We start from the raw sequence: 18,479 nt of genomic DNA, 5'->3' as shown, positions 1-18,479 counted from the left end.
ATGAAAGTTCTTTATTTTCATCAACATTTTACGGTTCCTACTCAGGCTGGAGGTACACGATCTTATGAATTGGCAAAACGGCTCGTTGAACGTGGACATTCGGTTTGCATGGTATGTGGTGAAACTGCAAAGTTGGACTTACCGCGCACTCAAATGAAAAATGTGCACAGAGGGATGGTAGATGGAATTGACGTGATACAAATAGCTTTGCCCTATTCGAATAAGGATGGGATAGCTAAAAGAGCATTAACGTTTATAAAGTTTGGCTGGAAAGGAGTACAAATCGCATTAAAAGAAGAGTACGATTTATTGTTTGCCACTTCAACGCCATTGACGGCTGGTATTCCGGGAATTGTGATGAAACTGTTCCGAAGGAAGAAATTTATATTCGAGGTACGCGATTTATGGCCGGAACTTCCTAAAGCATTGGGGATGAAGAATCCGCTACTTTTATGGGGAATGAGTGTTCTGGAATGGTTAAGTTATCATTATTCGGATGCTTGTGTGGGACTTTCACCGGGGATTTGTGAAGGTATTCGAAAGCGTAGTCAATCAGGAAAACGCATAGCTATGATACCCAACGGGTGCGATTTGGATATATTTAAACCCGCTCCAAGAGAGTTTTTGAAGTTAAAGGGTATAAAATCAACAGACAAAGTTGCTGTATTTACAGGAGCACATGGAATTGCTAATGGGTTGGATGCGATATTGGATGCTGCAAATGAATTAAAAAATAGAGGCAGAAATGATATTGTATTGGCGTTTATCGGGGATGGAAAAATGAAACCTCATCTACAGGAACGGGTGGAAAGAGAAAAACTGGATAATTGTCGGTTTTATGCCCCGATACCTAAGAAAGAATTAAATGCAATTGTTGCATCGGCAGATGTGGGGTTAATGGTATTGGCGAATGTTCCTGCATTTTACTATGGAACTTCACCTAATAAATTTTTTGATTATATCTCATCGGGATTAGCTGTTTTGAATAATTATCCCGGTTGGTTGGCCGATATGATTGAAGAAAATGAATTGGGAGTAGTGGTACCACCGAATAATGCAAAAGCTTTTGCGGATGGTTTGATTAAGCTGGTAGATAATGATAATTATAGAATGAATGCCGGACAAAATGCAAGGAGATTTGCAGAAGCTAATTTCTCAAGAATAAAACTGGCTGATGATTTTGTATCGTTTCTTGAAGAAATTTCTTCGACAGATTAAGAGCCTGTTTAAATTTTCCTGAAATAATTTTATATAGGCTTTATCGACCTGTTTTGATTTTCTTTTCGGTCTATTTTCCCGTTTTTATTCGTCACATAGCCCGCTATGCTCCTCATAAAAACTGAAAAATACCCTCGAAAACAAATCTCAAAACAGTATCGAGCAAAATTTAAACAAGCTCTAATTTTTTAATTCTGGCTATAATATATGTATCGTTCTTTTTTGAAACGTTTAATTGACTTTAGTCTTGTTTTTTGTGCTTTGGTGATTTGCTTTCCTGTACTTTTCATTATTACCCTTTGGTTACATTTTGCTAATAAAGGTGCGGGTGTTTTCTTCTTGCAAAATCGTCCCGGCAGAGATGGCAAAATCTTCAAAGTTATAAAATTCAAAACCATGACGGATGAGTGTGATTCAAAAGGTAATCTTTTACCTGATGAACAGCGTCTGACAAAAGTAGGTAAATTTGTCCGTTCTACTTCTATTGACGAATTACCCCAATTGATAAATGTGCTAAAAGGAGATATGGCTTTGATAGGTCCTCGTCCTTTATTACCTCAATATTTACCTTTATACAGTAAAGAGCAAGCCCGACGTCACGAGGTTCGTCCGGGTATAACCGGTTGGGCACAGGTGAATGGTCGTAATGCCATCTCTTGGACGAAGAAGTTTGAATTGGATGTGTGGTATGTGGATCATTGTTCTTTTCTGTTGGATTTGAAGATCTTCCTCTTGACTATCAGGAAGGTTTTTGTTCGTGAAGGAATCAGTTCTGATACTTCTGTTACAATGGAACCTTTTACTGGAAATAATTAAACGAATGTATTTATATGGTGCAAGTGGTCATGCCAAAGTGATCATTGATATTTTAAAAGCTAATCATGAATCGATTGAAGCTTTGTTTGATGATGATGAGTCGCTTACTCATCTTCTTGATTATCCCGTACTACGTCCGTCGGAAGTCCGGGGACCGTTGATAATCAGTATCGGAAACAACAGGATACGCTCTAATATTGCGAAGATGTTGTCAGTAGAGTTCGGCCGGGCTATTCATCCGCTTTCTATTGTTTCACAAGTCGCAAACATTCATTTAGGTAGCGTTGTAATGCCGGGTGCCATTATTCAATCTTGTGTCAGTATTGGGAAACATTGTATTATTAATACCGGTGCGTCAGTTGATCATGATTGTACAATAAGTGATTATGTACATATCGCTCCGCACTCTACACTTTGTGGCAATGTATATGTGGGCGAAGGTACGTTGATTGGTGCCGGATCTACAATAGCTCCAGGTGTGAAAATTGGTAGTTGGAGTGTGATAGGCGCTGGCTCTGTTGTAACCAAAGATATTCCGGATCATGTATTGGCGGTGGGTAATCGCTGTAAGATAATAAAGAACTTATAAATATAGAAATAAAATGAACAAGAGAATCTGGCTTTCGCTTGCTCACATGGGTGGCCGTGAGCAAGACTTTATAAAAGAGGCTTTTGATACGAACTGGGTTGTTCCTTTGGGACCTAACGTAGACGCTTTTGAAGAATCGCTAAGGCAATTCTTAGTTGACAATGGACAATTGACAATTGACAGTGATAGAAGGGTTGTAGCATTGAGTGCCGGTACGGCTGCACTTCATTTAGGATTAATACTTCTTGGTGTAAAACCGGGAGATGAAGTGATTTGCCAAAGTTTCACTTTTGCTGCTTCTGCCAATCCCATTTCTTATCTGGAAGCAAGACCTGTGTTTGTGGATAGTGAGACGGATACCTGGAATATGGACCCCGTATTATTGGAGGAGGCTATCAAAGACCGTTTGAGAAAAACAGGAAAACTGCCGAAAGCAATTATTCCCGTGCATCTGTATGGTATGCCTGCCAAGATGGATGAGATTATGAAGATAGCCGGGCGTTATGATATCCCTGTATTAGAAGATGCTGCTGAAGCCTTAGGTTCGGAATTGAACGGGCGGAAATGCGGTACGTTTGGAGAATTGGCTGCACTTTCTTTCAATGGCAATAAGATGATCACTACTTCGGGTGGTGGTGCTTTGGTGTGTAAAACGGAAGAGGAAGCTAAACTTACAAAGTTTTATGCTACACAGGCTCGTGATGCAGCTCCGCATTATCAGCATACACATATTGGTTATAACTATCGTATGAGCAACATTTGTGCGGGTATTGGCCGTGGACAGATGTTTGTGCTGGAGGAACATGTGGCACGCAGACGGGCGATTCATGCTTTGTATACAGAGCTCTTTAAGAATATAGATGGGATAACTGTTATGGAAAACCCAGACAATAATTTCAATTCTAACTTTTGGCTGACTTGTATCCTGGTTGATCCTTCGATAGCAGGTAAAACCCGTGAGGATATTCGTCTGAAGCTGGATACAGAGAATATAGAGACCCGTCCGTTGTGGAAGCCGATGCATCTGCAACCGGTATTTAAGGATGCTCCTTTTTATGGAAACGGTACGAGTGAGCATTTGTTTGATATCGGTTTGTGTCTGCCTTCGGGACCTACGTTGACCGATGATGATATCAGAAGGGTAGTAGAAGTGATTGTAGGGATGTAGTAACTCCATTCTACATTATAGAATAAAGTAATCTCCCGGTAGATCTGTAAAAAGAATCTGCCGGGAGATTTTTTTATTATTTGCAAAAATTAATATAGCCTTTTGGGGACTCTATTGTTGTTGTATTTCTTGTGTGATCGGCATTATACATAGAATTATTACGTGTTCGGACACGAAACTCGTTGTCTATTTTACTTTTTCTCTTTTAACCTAATCTGTTGACTCCGTCGTAGAAAGGAAAAAACTCTTTTATATGAAAACGTTTTTTTTGATGAAATAAATCTCTGAATGATAATTTGATTATAATACTTCTGTTTTACTGTGAATTTAGGTCAAAAAGTAGGATTTTTTAGACTAACGAATGTTATCTAAAACAAAAAAAAAGCAAATCAGAATAATGAGTCACATTTGTTTCTACATTTGCAAAGTTGTTTGTCTAACTACTTGTTTGTGTACGTTAGTGAACAAAAGAAAAACTCAGATGTTATGTTTATAGTAAAGTTGGTAAAAACGCGGCTTACTATACTACGAAGTTTAGAAAATAATATATAAAAAGATTGCTTATGTCACAGATTATCGGACATATCTCTCAGGTAATCGGGCCTGTGGTTGATGTGTACTTTGAAACTACGGAAGCTGAGATTGTGTTGCCAAGTATACACGACGCATTGGAGATAAGAAGACCGAATGGCAAAATTCTGATTGTAGAGGTGCAGCAACACATTGGTGAAAATACGGTAAGAACCGTTGCAATGGATAGCACAGACGGACTGCAACGTGGTATGAAAGTATATCCGACAGGTGGCCCTATTACTATGCCGGTAGGTGAGCAAATTAAAGGACGACTTATGAATGTCGTTGGCGACTCTATTGATGGTATGAGAGAACTCAGCCGTAAAGGAGCCTATTCTATTCACCGTGATCCCCCTAAATTTGAAGATTTAACAACTGTACAGGAAGTACTCTATACAGGTATCAAAGTAATCGACTTGTTGGAGCCTTATTCAAAAGGTGGTAAGATTGGTTTATTTGGTGGTGCCGGTGTGGGTAAAACGGTGCTTATTCAGGAGTTAATTAATAACATTGCTAAAAAGCATAACGGATTCTCTGTTTTTGCCGGAGTAGGAGAGCGTACGCGTGAGGGTAATGACTTGCTTCGTGAAATGATTGAGTCTGGAGTTATACGCTATGGAGAAGCTTTTAAGGAAAGCATGGAGAAGGGGCATTGGGATCTTTCGAAGGTGGACTATGAAGAAGTGGAGAAGTCGCAGGTATCTCTGGTGTTCGGTCAGATGAATGAACCGCCGGGCGCACGTGCTTCAGTAGCTTTATCGGGACTTACAGTAGCTGAGTCTTTCCGTGATATGCATTCGGGAGATGAAGGTCCGAAGGATATTCTGTTCTTTATTGATAATATTTTCCGTTTTACACAAGCAGGTTCTGAAGTATCAGCATTGCTGGGACGTATGCCTTCGGCAGTAGGTTATCAGCCGACTTTGGCTACGGAAATGGGAGCCATGCAGGAACGTATTACTTCAACCCGATATGGTTCTATTACTTCTGTACAGGCTGTATATGTACCGGCTGACGACTTGACTGACCCGGCACCGGCAACAACTTTTACGCATTTGGATGCAACAACCGTACTCGACCGTAAAATTACGGAATTGGGTATTTATCCGGCCGTAGACCCGTTGGCATCTACTTCTCGTATTCTTGATCCGCATATCGTAGGGCAGGAACATTATGAGGTGGCTCAAAGGGTAAAACAGATTCTTCAGCGTAATAAGGAATTACAGGATATTATCTCCATTCTGGGTATGGAGGAACTTTCGGATGAAGACCGTACAATTGTAAACCGTGCGCGTCGTGTGCAGCGATTCCTATCGCAACCTTTTGCTGTGGCTGAGCAGTTTACAGGAGTACCGGGAGTGATGGTCTCTATAGAGGATACGATAAAGGGATTCCGTATGATTCTGGATGGTGAAGTTGATAATTTGCCGGAACAGGCTTTCTTGAATGTAGGTACAATAGAGGAGGCTATTGAGAAGGGTAAGCAGTTGCTTGAACAGGCAAATAAATAATTAAAAAATAATAGTTAATGAAAAGGCTGCATTTGAGTATTGTTTCTCCGGAAAAAGAGATATATAATGGGGAAGTGAATAGCGTGACGCTGCCCGGAGTTATAGGTTCGTTCACTATTCTGCCACAGCATGCTCCGATTGTCTCTTCTTTAAAGGAAGGAAAGTTGAGTTATGTGACGGAGGATAATGAAGAGTGTACGCTTGATATAGAAGGTGGTTTTGTAGAGATGAGTGATGAAACGGTTTCTGTGTGCATCTCCTGACAAGACAAAAATAAGATTAACAGAAAAACACAGCGATATAAGATGAACATTAGTTTAACGAAGCGTAAGTATTTGCTCTATCTTACGATCCTTACTCTCTTATTGAGTGGGGTGGGTGGTGTGACTTACTTCTCTTTGGTGCCCGAACATTATTTTGGAGGATATCCGTTAATTCCGATATACTTCTATATTTTTGGAGTATTTAATATTTATATGTTCGATGCTTGCAGGAGGTTTGCTCCGGACAAGATATTGCTGCTGCATTTGGCTATGAAAGTGCTTAAAATGATTTTATCTGTTATAGTGCTTGTTGTTTATTGTATGGTAGTTAGAGAAGAGGCAGTGGCATTTATGCTTACTTTTATAGTGTACTATCTGCTGTATTTGATATTTGAGACAAGTTTCTTTGCCGGTTATGAACTGAATAAGAAACGACAAAAGAAAAATAAAACAAAAAATGAAACAGTTGCATAACATATTCACAGGATTACTCCTCATACTTGGGTTGCTGATTGCTTCTCCTGCAGTGGCGCAGGAAGATGATATTACCCCTCAGGAGCAAAAGGAGAACACAGTTGATGTGAAGAGCATAGTCTTTGGCCATATCGGAGACTCCTATGAGTGGCATATCACTACGTGGGGGGATACTCACATTACAATTCCATTGCCTGTGATTGTATACAGTTCTAATAGTGGCTGGCATTCATTTTTGTCTTCACGATTAGAAGAGAATGGGGGAACCTACGAAGGATTTTCTATTGCTCCCGCAGGAAGCCGCTATGAGGGCAAAATAATAGAACATGATGCAGCTGGTGAGGAAATACGTCCATGGGATATTTCTATTACTAAAGTTACTTTGTCATTGTTGATAAACAGTGCTCTGTTGTTGATCATTATTTTGGGTGTGGCACATTGGTATCGTAAACGTGAACAGGGTGCAGCGGCACCAGGTGGTTTTGTAGGCTTTATGGAGATGTTTATCATGATGATACATGATGATGTAATAAAGAGTTGTGTAGGTCCTAATTATAAAAAATTTGCTCCTTATTTATTGACAGCTTTCTTCTTTATTTTCATTAATAATATTATGGGATTGATACCTTTCTTTCCCGGAGGAGCAAATGTAACAGGTAATATTGCCATAACAATGGTGCTGGCTATCTGTACTTTCCTTGCTGTAAATATCTTCGGATCCAAACATTACTGGAAAGATATTTTTTGGCCTGATGTACCCTGGTGGTTGAAAGTGCCTATACCGATGATGCCGTTTATTGAGTTTTTCGGTGTATTTACCAAACCATTTGCTTTGATGATCCGTCTGTTTGCAAATATGCTTTCGGGACATATGGCGATGTTGGTATTGACTTGTCTTATCTTTATCTCGGCAAGTATGGGGCCTGCTTTGAACGGTACGTTGACTGTTGCTTCTGTGTTGTTTAATATATTTATGAATGCACTTGAGTTGTTGGTGGCTTTTATTCAGGCTTATGTATTTACCATGTTGTCTGCTGTGTTTATCGGACTGGCGCAAGAGGGTGGAAAGTCGGAAGAAGCTACTGAATAAAAGTGAGTTTGACTAATCTGAATTTTAAATTAATAATATAAACCATTTTAAAACTGAAAATTATGTTACTATCAGTCTTATTACAAGCAGCCGCAGGTGCTGCTATCGGAAAATTGGGAGCAGCAATTGGAGCTGGTCTTGCCGTTATCGGTGCAGGTTTGGGTATTGGTAAAATCGGTGGTTCGGCAATGGAAGCTATTGCCCGTCAACCGGAAGCTTCAGGCGATATTCGTATGAATATGATTATTGCTGCTGCGCTGATAGAAGGTGTGGCTTTGTTGGCAGTAGTTGTTTGTCTGTTGGTATTCTTCTTGTAATTTACAATTAGACAAATTACAATTTACAATTTGCCATGCGGTTATGGCGTTGGCGATTGGTGATTTGTAAGTTGTATCTTGTAAATAGAAGAGTAGAGAGTATTAAATCGTAAATTGTAAATCGTCAACGTACCTATGTGTTAAAGGTCAGATAATGGTCATGACCGTAGGGAATAAATTGTAAATAAATTTATGTCATTGTTATTACCCGATAGTGGCCTGTTATTCTGGATGCTCCTCTCGTTTGGGATTGTGTTCGTTGTATTGGCAAAATATGGCTTTCCTATTATCGTCAAGATGGTGGATGGCCGTAAAACATACATCGACCAGTCTTTGGAGGTGGCAAGGGAAGCGAATGCCCAGTTGGCTAAACTCAAAGAACAGGGTGAAGCACTTGTGGTTGCCGCTAACAAGGAGCAGGGACGTATCTTGAAAGAGGCCATGCAGGAGCGTGATAAAATAATTCACGAGGCCCGCAAAAAAGCAGAAGCCGCAGCTCAGAAAGAATTGGATGAGGTGAAGAAGCAGATTCAGATTGAAAAGGAGGAAGCTATTCGTGATATTCGTCGCCAGGTAGCTTTACTTTCAGTAGATATTGCCGAAAAGGTGATCCGTAAAAATCTGAATGAAGATAGTGAGCAGATGGCTATGATAGACCGGATGCTGGATGAAGTGTTGGACAGTAAGAATTAAGTGAAAGAGTATGGATATAGGAATTGTTTCAATGCGTTATGCCAAAGCACTGATTGAATATGCGAAGGAAAAGCATACGGAAGACGTGCTTTACAAAGAAATGAAAATGTTGTCGAAGAGCCTCAGTGCGGTTCCCCGTCTGAGGGAAGCTTTGGCAAATCCTGTTTTGAACATTCGTGAGAAGTATTCATTGATTTGTACGGCAGCTACCGGTGATAAAAATGTAAGCCGTGAGTTTTCACGTTTCATCACTTTGGTATTGAAAAACAACAGGGAACAGTTTCTGCAGTTTATCTGTTTATCTTTTCTGGATTTATACCGGAAGTTGAAACACATTGGAGTGGGTAGACTTACTACGGCAGTAGCGGTCAACAAAGAGACAGAAGAACGGATACGTAACTCTGCGGGGATGATTCTTCATGCCCGGATGGAACTGGAAACCGTGGTAGACCCGTCTATTGAAGGTGGTTTTATATTCGATGTCAATGATTATCGTCTTGATGCCAGTATAACTACCCAGCTGAAACGAGTGAAACAACAATTTATTGATAAGAACAGAAGAATCGTATAGGGATTTACGATTGGACGATTTACGATTTACGATTGAGAATACTTTGTGTTTAGATTGTAAGATCATGAATCGGACTAATATTAATCGTAAATCGTTAACGTTCCTATGTGTTAAAGATCAGATAATGGTCATGACCGTAGGGAATAAATCGTAAATCAAAGTTATGTCTGAAAATATAAAAGTAAGCGAAGTCTCCGATATCCTGCGCCGTCAGCTTGAAGGCATTGATACACGTGTGCAACTTGATGAGATAGGTACCGTGTTGCAGGTCAGTGATGGTGTGGCGCGTATCTATGGGTTGCGCAATGCCGAAGCGAATGAATTGCTGGAGTTTGACAATGGTATTAAAGCCATTGTGATGAATCTGGAAGAAGACAATGTAGGTGCTGTGTTATTAGGCCCTACAGATAGAATCAAAGAGGGCTATATCGTCAAACGTACCAGACGTATTGCTTCTATCCGTGTAGGAGAAGGCATGTTGGGGCGTGTTATTGATCCGTTGGGGGAACCATTGGATGGTAAAGGTACGATTGGAGGACAGTTGTATGAAATGCCACTGGAGCGTAAAGCGCCGGGAGTTATTTTTCGTCAGCCGGTAAATCAACCGTTGCAGACCGGGCTGAAAGCAGTTGATGCTATGATCCCTATCGGTCGTGGGCAACGTGAGTTGATTATTGGAGACCGTCAAACAGGTAAAACAGCCATTGCTATTGATACTATAATCAACCAGCGTGAGAATTATCTGGCCGGTAAACCTGTATATTGTATCTATGTTGCTATTGGACAGAAGGGCTCTACAGTTGCTTCAATCGTAAATACCTTACGTGAATATGGTGCAATGGATTACACGATTGTAGTTGCTGCTACGGCTGGTGATCCTGCTGCTTTGCAATATTTCTCACCATTCTCCGGTGCTGCTATCGGGGAGTATTTCCGTGATACCGGTCGGGATGCATTGGTGGTTTATGATGACCTTTCCAAACAGGCGGTTGCTTATCGTGAAGTTTCTCTGATTCTTCGTCGTCCGTCTGGTCGTGAAGCTTATCCGGGGGATATCTTCTATCTGCATTCACGTTTATTGGAGCGTGCTGCCAAGATTATTAATCAGGAGGAAGTAGCCCGCGAAATGAACGATCTTCCTGATAGTTTGAAAGGATTGGTAAAAGGGGGTGGGTCTTTGACTGCGTTACCGATTATCGAGACGCAAGCCGGTGACGTATCTGCTTATATTCCTACTAATGTGATTTCAATTACCGACGGACAGATTTTCCTTGATACTGATCTGTTTAACCAAGGTAATCGTCCGGCTATCAATGTAGGTATTTCTGTATCGCGTGTAGGAGGTAATGCACAGATTAAAGCCATGAAGAAGGTGGCTGGTACATTGAAGATTGACCAGGCACAATACCGGGAGTTGGAAGCGTTTACGAAGTTTAGTGGCGATATGGATCCTGTGACTGCTCATATTATCGATAAGGGACAGAAGAACACCCGTTTGCTTGTGCAGCCGCAGTATAGTCCGATGCCGGTAGAGAAACAAATTGCGATTTTGTATTGCGGTGTTCATGGGTTGTTGCGTAATGTTCCTCTTGATAAGGTAGAAGATTTTGAACGTAGTTTTCAGGAGAGCCTTGCCATTAATCATCAGGCAGATGTACTTGATGTACTCAAAACAGGTGTCATTGATGAAAATGTAGAGAAAGGTATCAGGGAAACAGCAGAGATGGTGGCTAAACAATTTATTCAGTAGTTAAGCAGTTGGTAAAGAGTAGTCAAGTAGTAAGTAGTTAAGTAGTAAGTAGGATACTACTGCTGTATTTAACGCTAAACTATCTGCTACTTACTACTTGACTACTTAACTGCTTGACTACTTACTATTAACTATTTACTACTAACTTCTAACTACTAAAGAATATGGCTTCACTTAAAGAAGTAAAAACCAGAATAAATTCGGTACAGAGTACACGAAAGATCACTTCAGCAATGAAGATGGTGGCTTCTGCCAAATTGCATAAAGCACAGGGGGCCATTGAAAATATGTTGCCTTATCAAAGGCAGATGAATAAGATTTTACGTAACTTTCTTAGTGGCGAACTTTCGATAGAATCGCCTTACATCCAAGGAAGAGAGGTAAAACGCGTAGCTATTGTCATGTTCTCATCCAATAGTTCGTTGTGTGGAGCTTTCAATGCCAATGTTATTAAAATGTTTCTACATACAGTTGGAGAATATCGTAAACTGGGACAAGATAATATTTTTATTTATCCGGTTGGACGCAAGGTAGAAGAGGCTGTGAAGAAGATGGGGTTTGTTCCCAAAGGAAGTTATCAGCAGTTAGCGGATAAACCGACTTATCAGGAAGCAGCTGCACTGGCCGAACACCTGATGGAACTTTTTGTATCCAAAGAGATAGACCGGGTAGAGTTGATCTATCATCATTTTAAGTCGATGGGAGTGCAGGAGTTGCTTCGGGAACGTTATTTGCCTATTGATCTGACGCAAGTAGAGGAAGAGCATGAAGAAGATATAGAGGAAGATAAAGTGGTAAAGGATTATATCGTAGAACCTTCGAGAGAGCAATTTATAGCTGATCTTATTCCGAAGGTATTGAAACAGAAACTCTTTACGGCTGCAATGGACTCTAATGCATCTGAACATGCTGCGCGTACGTTGGCAATGCAGGTGGCTACGGACAATGCAAATGAACTGATTCAGGATCTGACGAAGCAATATAATAAGGGACGCCAGCAGGCTATTACGAATGAACTGCTGGATATAATAGGCGGATCGATGAAATAGTAAAAGAGACTGATTGATAAAAATAAAGAGCAATGTAACACAATCACATTGCTCTTTATTTTTATCAATAGGATTGACTCTGTATTTGTTTATTTACTTCTCTTGTTTCTTATTACTTCAATAACTCCTGGGAGTACGGATACTACAATAATCCCCAGGATGAGTAATTTCAGGTTTTCCTGAACAAAAGGCAGGCCACCAAAGAAATAGCCTGCATAGATGAAGATTACTACCCATATTATACCTCCGGTTACATTAAAGACGGAAAAATGCCTGTAGTTCATATGTCCCATACCTGCCACAAAAGGAGCGAAGGTACGTACTATTGGTACAAAACGGGCTAATATAATTGTTTTTCCTCCGTACTTCTCATAGAAGCCATGTGTCTTTTCCAGATAGCTTTGTTTGAATATTTTAGAGTCCCGGTTACTGAATAATTTCTCTCCGAAGAATCGTCCTATCAGATAGTTGGACGAATCTCCAAGAATGGCTGCCAGTATCAATGCCAGTGCCATTATATGTACATTAATATTGTTTGTTGGGAGTGAGCCCAGTGCACCGGCTACAAATAGTAGTGAGTCACCCGGAAGGAACGGAGTAACAACTAACCCTGTTTCACAAAAGATAATCAGGAATAAGATAGCATATACCCATATTCCATATTGAGCTATAAGTTCTGCTAAATGGACATCGATATGTAAAATGAAATCGATAATAAACTGAATAAAGTCCATAAGAATTGTGTTTTATAAATGATGTCTGCAAAGATAGGGATAGCTTTGTGAAATGAAATTGCATACTGTATTACATTCCTGTTTCATTTATATTAATATTTTCTTACTGTAGGGGCAGGGGTACTGTAAATTTCAGTATCTTTGACGGAAAAACTATATACATGGAAACCAATTTCGAAATACAACTTGCCTGGCAGTTTATAGAAAATACTGGTACCCACCTGTTTCTTACCGGAAAGGCCGGAACCGGAAAGACTACTTTTCTCAGAGAGTTGAAAGCAAAATCGCCAAAACGTATGGTAGTTGTAGCACCTACCGGGATTGCTGCTATCAATGCCGGTGGAGTGACAATACACTCTTTCTTCCAACTTCCTTTTGCACCTTATGTGCCGGATACGAAATTTATGTCGGCACAAACTTTTCATAAATTCGGAAAAGAGAAGATCAACATTATACGTAGCCTGGATCTGTTGGTGATTGATGAAGTCAGTATGGTACGTGCTGATCTGCTGGATGCTATCGATGCAGTACTGCGGCAATATCGTGATCGCCATAAACCTTTTGGCGGTGTACAAATCCTGATGATCGGAGACTTACAGCAGTTGGCTCCTGTGGTGAAAGAAGAAGACTGGCAATTGTTGAGTCCGTATTATGACACTGCTTTCTTTTTTGGTAGCCGCACGTTGAAAGAGACAGAATATGTCACGATTGAATTGAAAAAAGTATATCGTCAGAGTGATACCACTTTTTTGAATCTTTTGAATAAGATACGGGAGAATACAGCGGATGAGTCGGTGTTTGCCGAACTCAACAAACGTTACCTTCCCGGTTTTCGTCCCAAAGAAGAAGAGGGTTATATCCGTTTGACTACTCATAATTATCAGGCTCAGCAGTATAATGACCGCCAGCTGACAGCGTTGCCGGGACAGTCTTATCGTTTTCGTGCAAAGACGGAAGGTACATTCCCTGAGTCTGCTTATCCTGCCGATGAAATATTGACGGTGAAGAAAGGGGCCCAGATTATGTTTATCAAGAATGATTCTTCGGGTGAACATCGGTTTTATAATGGTAAGATCGGGTTGGTGACAGACGTATGTAAAGATGGCATTAGGGTGCGTGGTAATGGAGATGCAGAATCCTTTCTTTTAGAGACTGAGGAGTGGACAAATAGTAAATATACCTTGAACCCCGTAACGAAAGAGATAACGGAAGAGGTAGAGGGACGTTTCCGGCAGTATCCTGTTCGTTTGGCATGGGCCATCACTATCCATAAGAGCCAGGGGCTTACTTTTGAGCGGGCTATCATTGATGCGAATGCTTCCTTTGCTCATGGACAAGTGTATGTGGCATTGAGTCGCTGTAAAAGCCTGGAGGGGTTGGTGTTGGGTTCTCCGCTAAGACAAGAGGCAATAATCAGTGATGATACAATTGATCACTTTACCCGTGAGGTAGAAGCGTTGTCTCCGGATCGGCAGAAGTTGAATAAGTTGCAACGCCAGTATTTTTATGAATTACTTTGCGAGCAGTTTGACTTTCATTCGTTGGAACGGCATTTTGCATTGGTGCTTCGCTTGTTGGATGAACATCTTTATCGCCTTTATCCCAAGTTGTTGGAACGATACAAAGGAGCTTATGAGTTATATAAAGCAAACATAACGAAGGTAGGAGATACTTTTCGAATCCAGTATACAGATTTGGTGAATGCGACAGATGATTATGTAGGTGATCGGCAATTACAGAGTCGTTTAATATCCGGTGCCCGTTATTTTAGAGAAAAATTGGAGGAGATAGTCTTTCCTTTGGTCTCTGAAACCAAAATACAGACAGATAATAAAGAGGTAAAGAAGAAAATCATCGAGGCCTTGGGTGTGTTGCGGGTGGCATTGCATGTGAAAAAGGGAACTCTGACCTCAACAGAGGAACATGGCTTTTCCGTATCAACCTATTTGAAACAGAAAGCTATATTGACGATCACAGAAGAGAATGGCGAGGGGAGACGAGAGAGAGGAGAAGGAAAGAGGGAGAGAGGAGGACAGAGGGCCGATAAGATAGAAGTTCCTACCGATATTCTTCATCCTGAACTCTATAAACAATTGATAGTCTGGCGAAATTCAGAAGCCGCACAGGCAGGAGTTCCTGTGTATACAATAATCCAACAGAAAGCCATATTAGGTATTGTCAATTTGTTGCCGGTGGACGTGACCTCTTTGGTTCGTATTCCTTATTTTGGAAAGAAGGGAGCCGAGAAATATGGGGATGTATTACTGAATATGGTGAATAACTATGTGAAAGAGAACAATGTGGAACGTCCTGAGATGCCAGAGGCCCCTAAGAAAAAGATAAAAGAGGAGGTGGTTGCCACAAAGCTGGATGCAACAGTGATAGTAAAAACTCCTAAGCAAGACACGAAAGAGGTGAGCTTCTCTATGTTCCGTCAAGGCATGAACATTGAGGAGATCGCTAAGGCCCGTGAATTGGTAACCGGTACGATAGCCGGACATCTGGAACATTATGTACGTTCGGGAGTAATTAGAATTAATGATCTGGTCCCACAAGAGAAGGTTGATAAAATAACACAGTATCTACAACAACACGCCGATGCCCCAAGCATTACGCTTATAAAAGCAGGCTTAGGAGATGACGTGTCGTATGCAGATATCCGGTTGGTGATGGCCTCGTTGCATTGAGATCTTTACCTTTTGCACAAAGCACGGAAGTCGCAGTATTCGCAGACTTTCGTGTTTTCTGTTTGGGTAAAGGGCGTTTCATTCCCAAAGATTTCTTCCAACAGAGTTTGTAACCGTTCCCGGAATTCGTCTTCAAAGAAGGCAAAGTTATTGACTGGTATCTTTGGCTTCCGAGGTTCGCCCATTTCGATAACTGGAGAATAGTTTTCATTAGCAGCCCGGTGAATATAGAGTAGGGCAGGAGCTACTTTTAGGGATTGCTGCCTGCTCATGATGGCTGCATACAAAAAGGTCTGAAAGATATAATTCGGTCTTCCTTCGGCGGGAGTGAACAGTTGTTCAATGTTTGTTGGTGTTTTGGGGCTTCCTCCTGTTTTGTAATCAACAATACGAAGTGTATCACCTTTGCAATCCATGCGGTCGATCGTTCCGCCTATCCGTATCTTTATCGGGCTTTCAGGAGTATTTACTGTCACTTCTTCCTGTACCTTTTTTTCCATACCTACCATAGAGAAAGGTGCATATTGCAGGTCATTGCGTAACAGTTGCCGAAGATATGAGCCTATTACCTTGGAGTTTATCAGTTGCACTCCATTGTATTCCGGTCGTTCGTTGAGATCAACATGGAAGAATTCTTCTTTGAAGGCACGATCTACGTATCCTTGCAAACGAACGTCATCACGTAGAAGGCGTTCTAAATCTTCTTTTCTTATCTCTTTGCCGTTAGCACTTAAATCACCGTAAGCAAGTTCTGCTGAACGGTGGAAAATGGTACCAAACAGGGCTGAGTCTATTTCCGCACTTACCTCATCGGGAGTTTTTAGTCCGGCTACATAGCGATAATAAAAACGCAGGCGACAATCCAGGTAGGCATTGAGCGCCGATGGAGAGAGAGCAAATGCTTTGGAATTAGATTCGAAGTTGTATGTATTGCGGAGGCGATTCAATATTTCCGGTGTTTTTTCAATACAGATATCACGGCTGCTTTGTGGTGACTGACCGGCTTCAAGAAATTCCCGGCTGATGTCGTGTGGCCATTCTACAAGGAACTGTAACATAAAACGTGACCATTCTCCGCGGTTCAAGCCGTCTGACGAAGTGTTATATACCAATGTTACATTTTCTGCCCGCTGTATAAGGCGATAGAAGTAATAAGCATATACTGCATTCTTGTGTTCGATGGTTGTCATACCAAAAGCCTTACGGAGATTGTAAGGGATGAAGGAAGACTCACCGCTGGACTTAGGCAATTGCCCTTCGTTGAGTGAAAGCATGATGAGATTACGGAAGTCAAGATTACGGGTTTCGAGTACTCCCATTACCTGCATGCCGATAGCCGGTTCACCGTGGAATGGGATGTTAGCTGCATTCAGGATACGGCTAAGCAGGCGCTTCAAAGTATCGATACGTATTTGTAACTCTCCGTTCTCAATCAGGTTGAGCAGGCGATTTACCATTGTGTAGCTCTTGAACAATGACTCACGATAGAGTTGATTAAAAATATCATCCTGCTCCGATTCCTGGCGATAGAGGGTAGATACTTCTTTCAGTAACTCTGTGATGTAAAGACAGATTGCCCGGATACCACTTCTTGGGGTGAAGAGCAGTGATAGGAAATCATCCTGCTTCAGTTCTGTAGGCAGAGGATAGAAGCGGTTGGTCTTTGTCAGTTCACGTTCCAGTGGTTCGGCTTTGAGAGAGATTTGGCGGGTATAGGGATGCTTTAGTACGGCCTGTACGGTATCATAGCTGTAACGACCAGTCTCAGAATGATAACCGGTTGTTTGCAACTCAACGACAGCATTGATAAAACTATAAACCGGGGTCTGTGCCAATGGGAATCCCATGGTGATATTGACGTTTTTTACTTCTGACGGAATAGAGTGCAGGACAGGAAGTAATAAAGATTCATTGCAAAGTACTACTGCGTTTTCTTTTTCTTCGCAAGGCTTTTCTTGAAGGTCTTTGTTTAACAATGTATCTCTGACCCATTCCGGAAGATAACGTGCCTGGGCATTTTCTGTGGGAGAAGAAATGAAACGTACTTTCTTGGGATGACGCAGACAATCGAATACAGTTTCGGGAAGTTCATTCGGAAACTTCTCCAGATTACGGAGAATAAACTCGCCTGCTTCATGTCTTTGCTGGGGCAGACGGGTGTAAAACAAATCATAGTCCCAATAGAAAAGTGCTTTGCCTGCTTCTTGTAGTAGGGAGAAGAAGCGGGTTTCCACTTTGTTGAGCACATTAAAACCTACGAATACATATTTGTCATACCGCAAAGCATTCGTATCAAGTGCTTCAATGACATTGCGGTAGAGCATTCCTTCGTAAGCAATGCCTAAAGAGGCAAGTTGTGAACGATAATTCCGATAAATGTCCCCAAGCTTGTCCCAAAGAGAAATAAATTTCTCTTTCAGTTTGGTATGTTTTTCTATGGAGAAGTTCTGGAAAAATTGACGAATAGCATCCTCCTGTTCTTTATCCAGAAAGTCGAAATCATCCATAATATTTTTCAGATCCTGCAGATTGGTAAAGAGTTTATCTGCATCTACAAGATTTTTGTCTACATCGTCAAAGTCGCTGATAAGTAGTTCACCCCAAAAGTAGAAGTCGTCCAGAGATTCTTCACTTTTTGTCTCTTCACGAAAAATCTTATACAACTCACACACCAACCGGATGGGATCTCCCAGTTTCTGATCGGACAGTTGCTGGAACAATTCGCTAATGCTGACATAAGCAGGAGACCAGATAGGATGATCGGATTGTGAAGCCAAATGTTCGTTGAAGAACAAGCTGGCACGTTTGTTGGGGAAAACGATTGCTACACGCGATAAATCGTTTCCTATTTTACTATGAAGGTCTTGAGCGACCAGTTGGAGAAATGTTTTCATACTTTATGATATAACGATTTTAGTTTCGTACGCAAATAATGCTCAAGGGCCAATGCTTTGCCGACAGCTTTCATTACTCAAA

Annotated in this window: 16 protein-coding genes; 14 read left to right on the top strand and 2 right to left on the bottom strand. The window is 41.1% G+C overall.

The window, feature by feature from the left end; genetic code table 11:
* From K8P02_RS09465 to K8P02_RS09405, 13 genes are all read left to right on the top strand, one after another.
* The gene (locus tag K8P02_RS09465) at window positions 1-1,218 is read left to right on the top strand and encodes a glycosyltransferase family 4 protein (RefSeq protein WP_007485208.1); all 1,218 of its coding nucleotides are present in this window, start codon (window positions 1-3) and stop codon (window positions 1,216-1,218) included.
* A gap of 207 nt (window positions 1,219-1,425) precedes the next feature.
* Entirely contained in the window at window positions 1,426-2,034 is a 609-nt protein-coding gene (locus K8P02_RS09460) for a sugar transferase (protein ID WP_002560663.1), read from the top strand.
* Window positions 2,035-2,038: 4 nt separating this feature from the next.
* A complete protein-coding gene (locus K8P02_RS09455) occupies window positions 2,039-2,623 on the top strand; it encodes an acetyltransferase (protein WP_002560662.1) in 585 nt (194 codons plus the stop codon).
* A gap of 13 nt (window positions 2,624-2,636) precedes the next feature.
* Complete coding sequence (locus K8P02_RS09450) at window positions 2,637-3,791, top strand: DegT/DnrJ/EryC1/StrS family aminotransferase (RefSeq protein WP_025867228.1); 1,155 nt, start codon at window positions 2,637-2,639, stop codon at window positions 3,789-3,791.
* Between the two features lie 563 nt (window positions 3,792-4,354).
* Window positions 4,355-5,875, top strand: a complete 1,521-nt coding sequence (gene atpD, locus K8P02_RS09445; protein WP_002560660.1) for a F0F1 ATP synthase subunit beta — start codon at window positions 4,355-4,357, stop codon at window positions 5,873-5,875.
* Between the two features lie 17 nt (window positions 5,876-5,892).
* On the top strand, window positions 5,893-6,138 hold the full coding sequence (gene atpC, locus K8P02_RS09440) for an ATP synthase F1 subunit epsilon (RefSeq protein ID WP_002560659.1): 246 nt from the start codon (window positions 5,893-5,895) through the stop codon (window positions 6,136-6,138).
* A gap of 42 nt (window positions 6,139-6,180) precedes the next feature.
* On the top strand, window positions 6,181-6,612 hold the full coding sequence (locus K8P02_RS09435; RefSeq protein WP_002560658.1) for a hypothetical protein: 432 nt from the start codon (window positions 6,181-6,183) through the stop codon (window positions 6,610-6,612).
* On the top strand, window positions 6,596-7,702 hold the full coding sequence (gene atpB, locus K8P02_RS09430) for a F0F1 ATP synthase subunit A (protein ID WP_002560657.1): 1,107 nt from the start codon (window positions 6,596-6,598) through the stop codon (window positions 7,700-7,702). Before K8P02_RS09435 ends, atpB begins: the two co-directional genes overlap by 17 nt.
* 62 nt (window positions 7,703-7,764) lie before the next feature.
* On the top strand, window positions 7,765-8,019 hold the full coding sequence (gene atpE, locus K8P02_RS09425) for an ATP synthase F0 subunit C (RefSeq protein WP_002560656.1): 255 nt from the start codon (window positions 7,765-7,767) through the stop codon (window positions 8,017-8,019).
* 192 nt (window positions 8,020-8,211) lie between these two features.
* Window positions 8,212-8,712, top strand: coding sequence for a F0F1 ATP synthase subunit B (gene atpF / locus K8P02_RS09420; RefSeq protein ID WP_002560655.1), 501 nt, complete (start codon window positions 8,212-8,214; stop codon window positions 8,710-8,712).
* Between the two features lie 10 nt (window positions 8,713-8,722).
* The gene (locus K8P02_RS09415; protein ID WP_002560654.1) at window positions 8,723-9,283 is read left to right on the top strand and encodes a F0F1 ATP synthase subunit delta; all 561 of its coding nucleotides are present in this window, start codon (window positions 8,723-8,725) and stop codon (window positions 9,281-9,283) included.
* Between the two features lie 163 nt (window positions 9,284-9,446).
* Window positions 9,447-11,033: a F0F1 ATP synthase subunit alpha gene (gene atpA / locus K8P02_RS09410; protein WP_223382253.1), complete on the top strand. Its 1,587-nt coding sequence runs from the start codon at window positions 9,447-9,449 to the stop codon at window positions 11,031-11,033.
* 164 nt (window positions 11,034-11,197) lie between these two features.
* Window positions 11,198-12,082, top strand: a complete 885-nt coding sequence (locus K8P02_RS09405; RefSeq protein ID WP_002560652.1) for a F0F1 ATP synthase subunit gamma — start codon at window positions 11,198-11,200, stop codon at window positions 12,080-12,082.
* A gap of 89 nt (window positions 12,083-12,171) precedes the next feature.
* Here the strand turns inward: K8P02_RS09405 and K8P02_RS09400 are convergent, their stop codons facing one another.
* Window positions 12,172-12,807, bottom strand: a complete 636-nt coding sequence (locus K8P02_RS09400) for a DedA family protein (protein ID WP_196811942.1) — start codon at window positions 12,805-12,807, stop codon at window positions 12,172-12,174.
* Window positions 12,808-12,977: 170 nt separating this feature from the next.
* On the opposite strand from K8P02_RS09400, the gene K8P02_RS09395 reads away from it, so the two are divergent.
* The gene (locus tag K8P02_RS09395; RefSeq protein WP_025867229.1) at window positions 12,978-15,503 is read left to right on the top strand and encodes a helix-turn-helix domain-containing protein; all 2,526 of its coding nucleotides are present in this window, start codon (window positions 12,978-12,980) and stop codon (window positions 15,501-15,503) included.
* 5 nt (window positions 15,504-15,508) lie between these two features.
* Here K8P02_RS09395 and K8P02_RS09390 read toward each other — a convergent pair whose 3' ends face one another.
* On the bottom strand, window positions 15,509-18,397 hold the full coding sequence (locus tag K8P02_RS09390; protein ID WP_223382244.1) for a PD-(D/E)XK nuclease family protein: 2,889 nt from the start codon (window positions 18,395-18,397) through the stop codon (window positions 15,509-15,511).
* Window positions 18,398-18,479 lie beyond the last annotated feature (82 nt).

Origin of the sequence: Bacteroides nordii (assembly GCF_019930665.1) — a bacterium.
GTDB classification, from domain to species: domain Bacteria; phylum Bacteroidota; class Bacteroidia; order Bacteroidales; family Bacteroidaceae; genus Bacteroides; species Bacteroides nordii.
The sequence above is the reverse complement of the archived record's forward strand: the minus strand, read 5'-3'. Positions and strand labels throughout refer to the sequence as shown.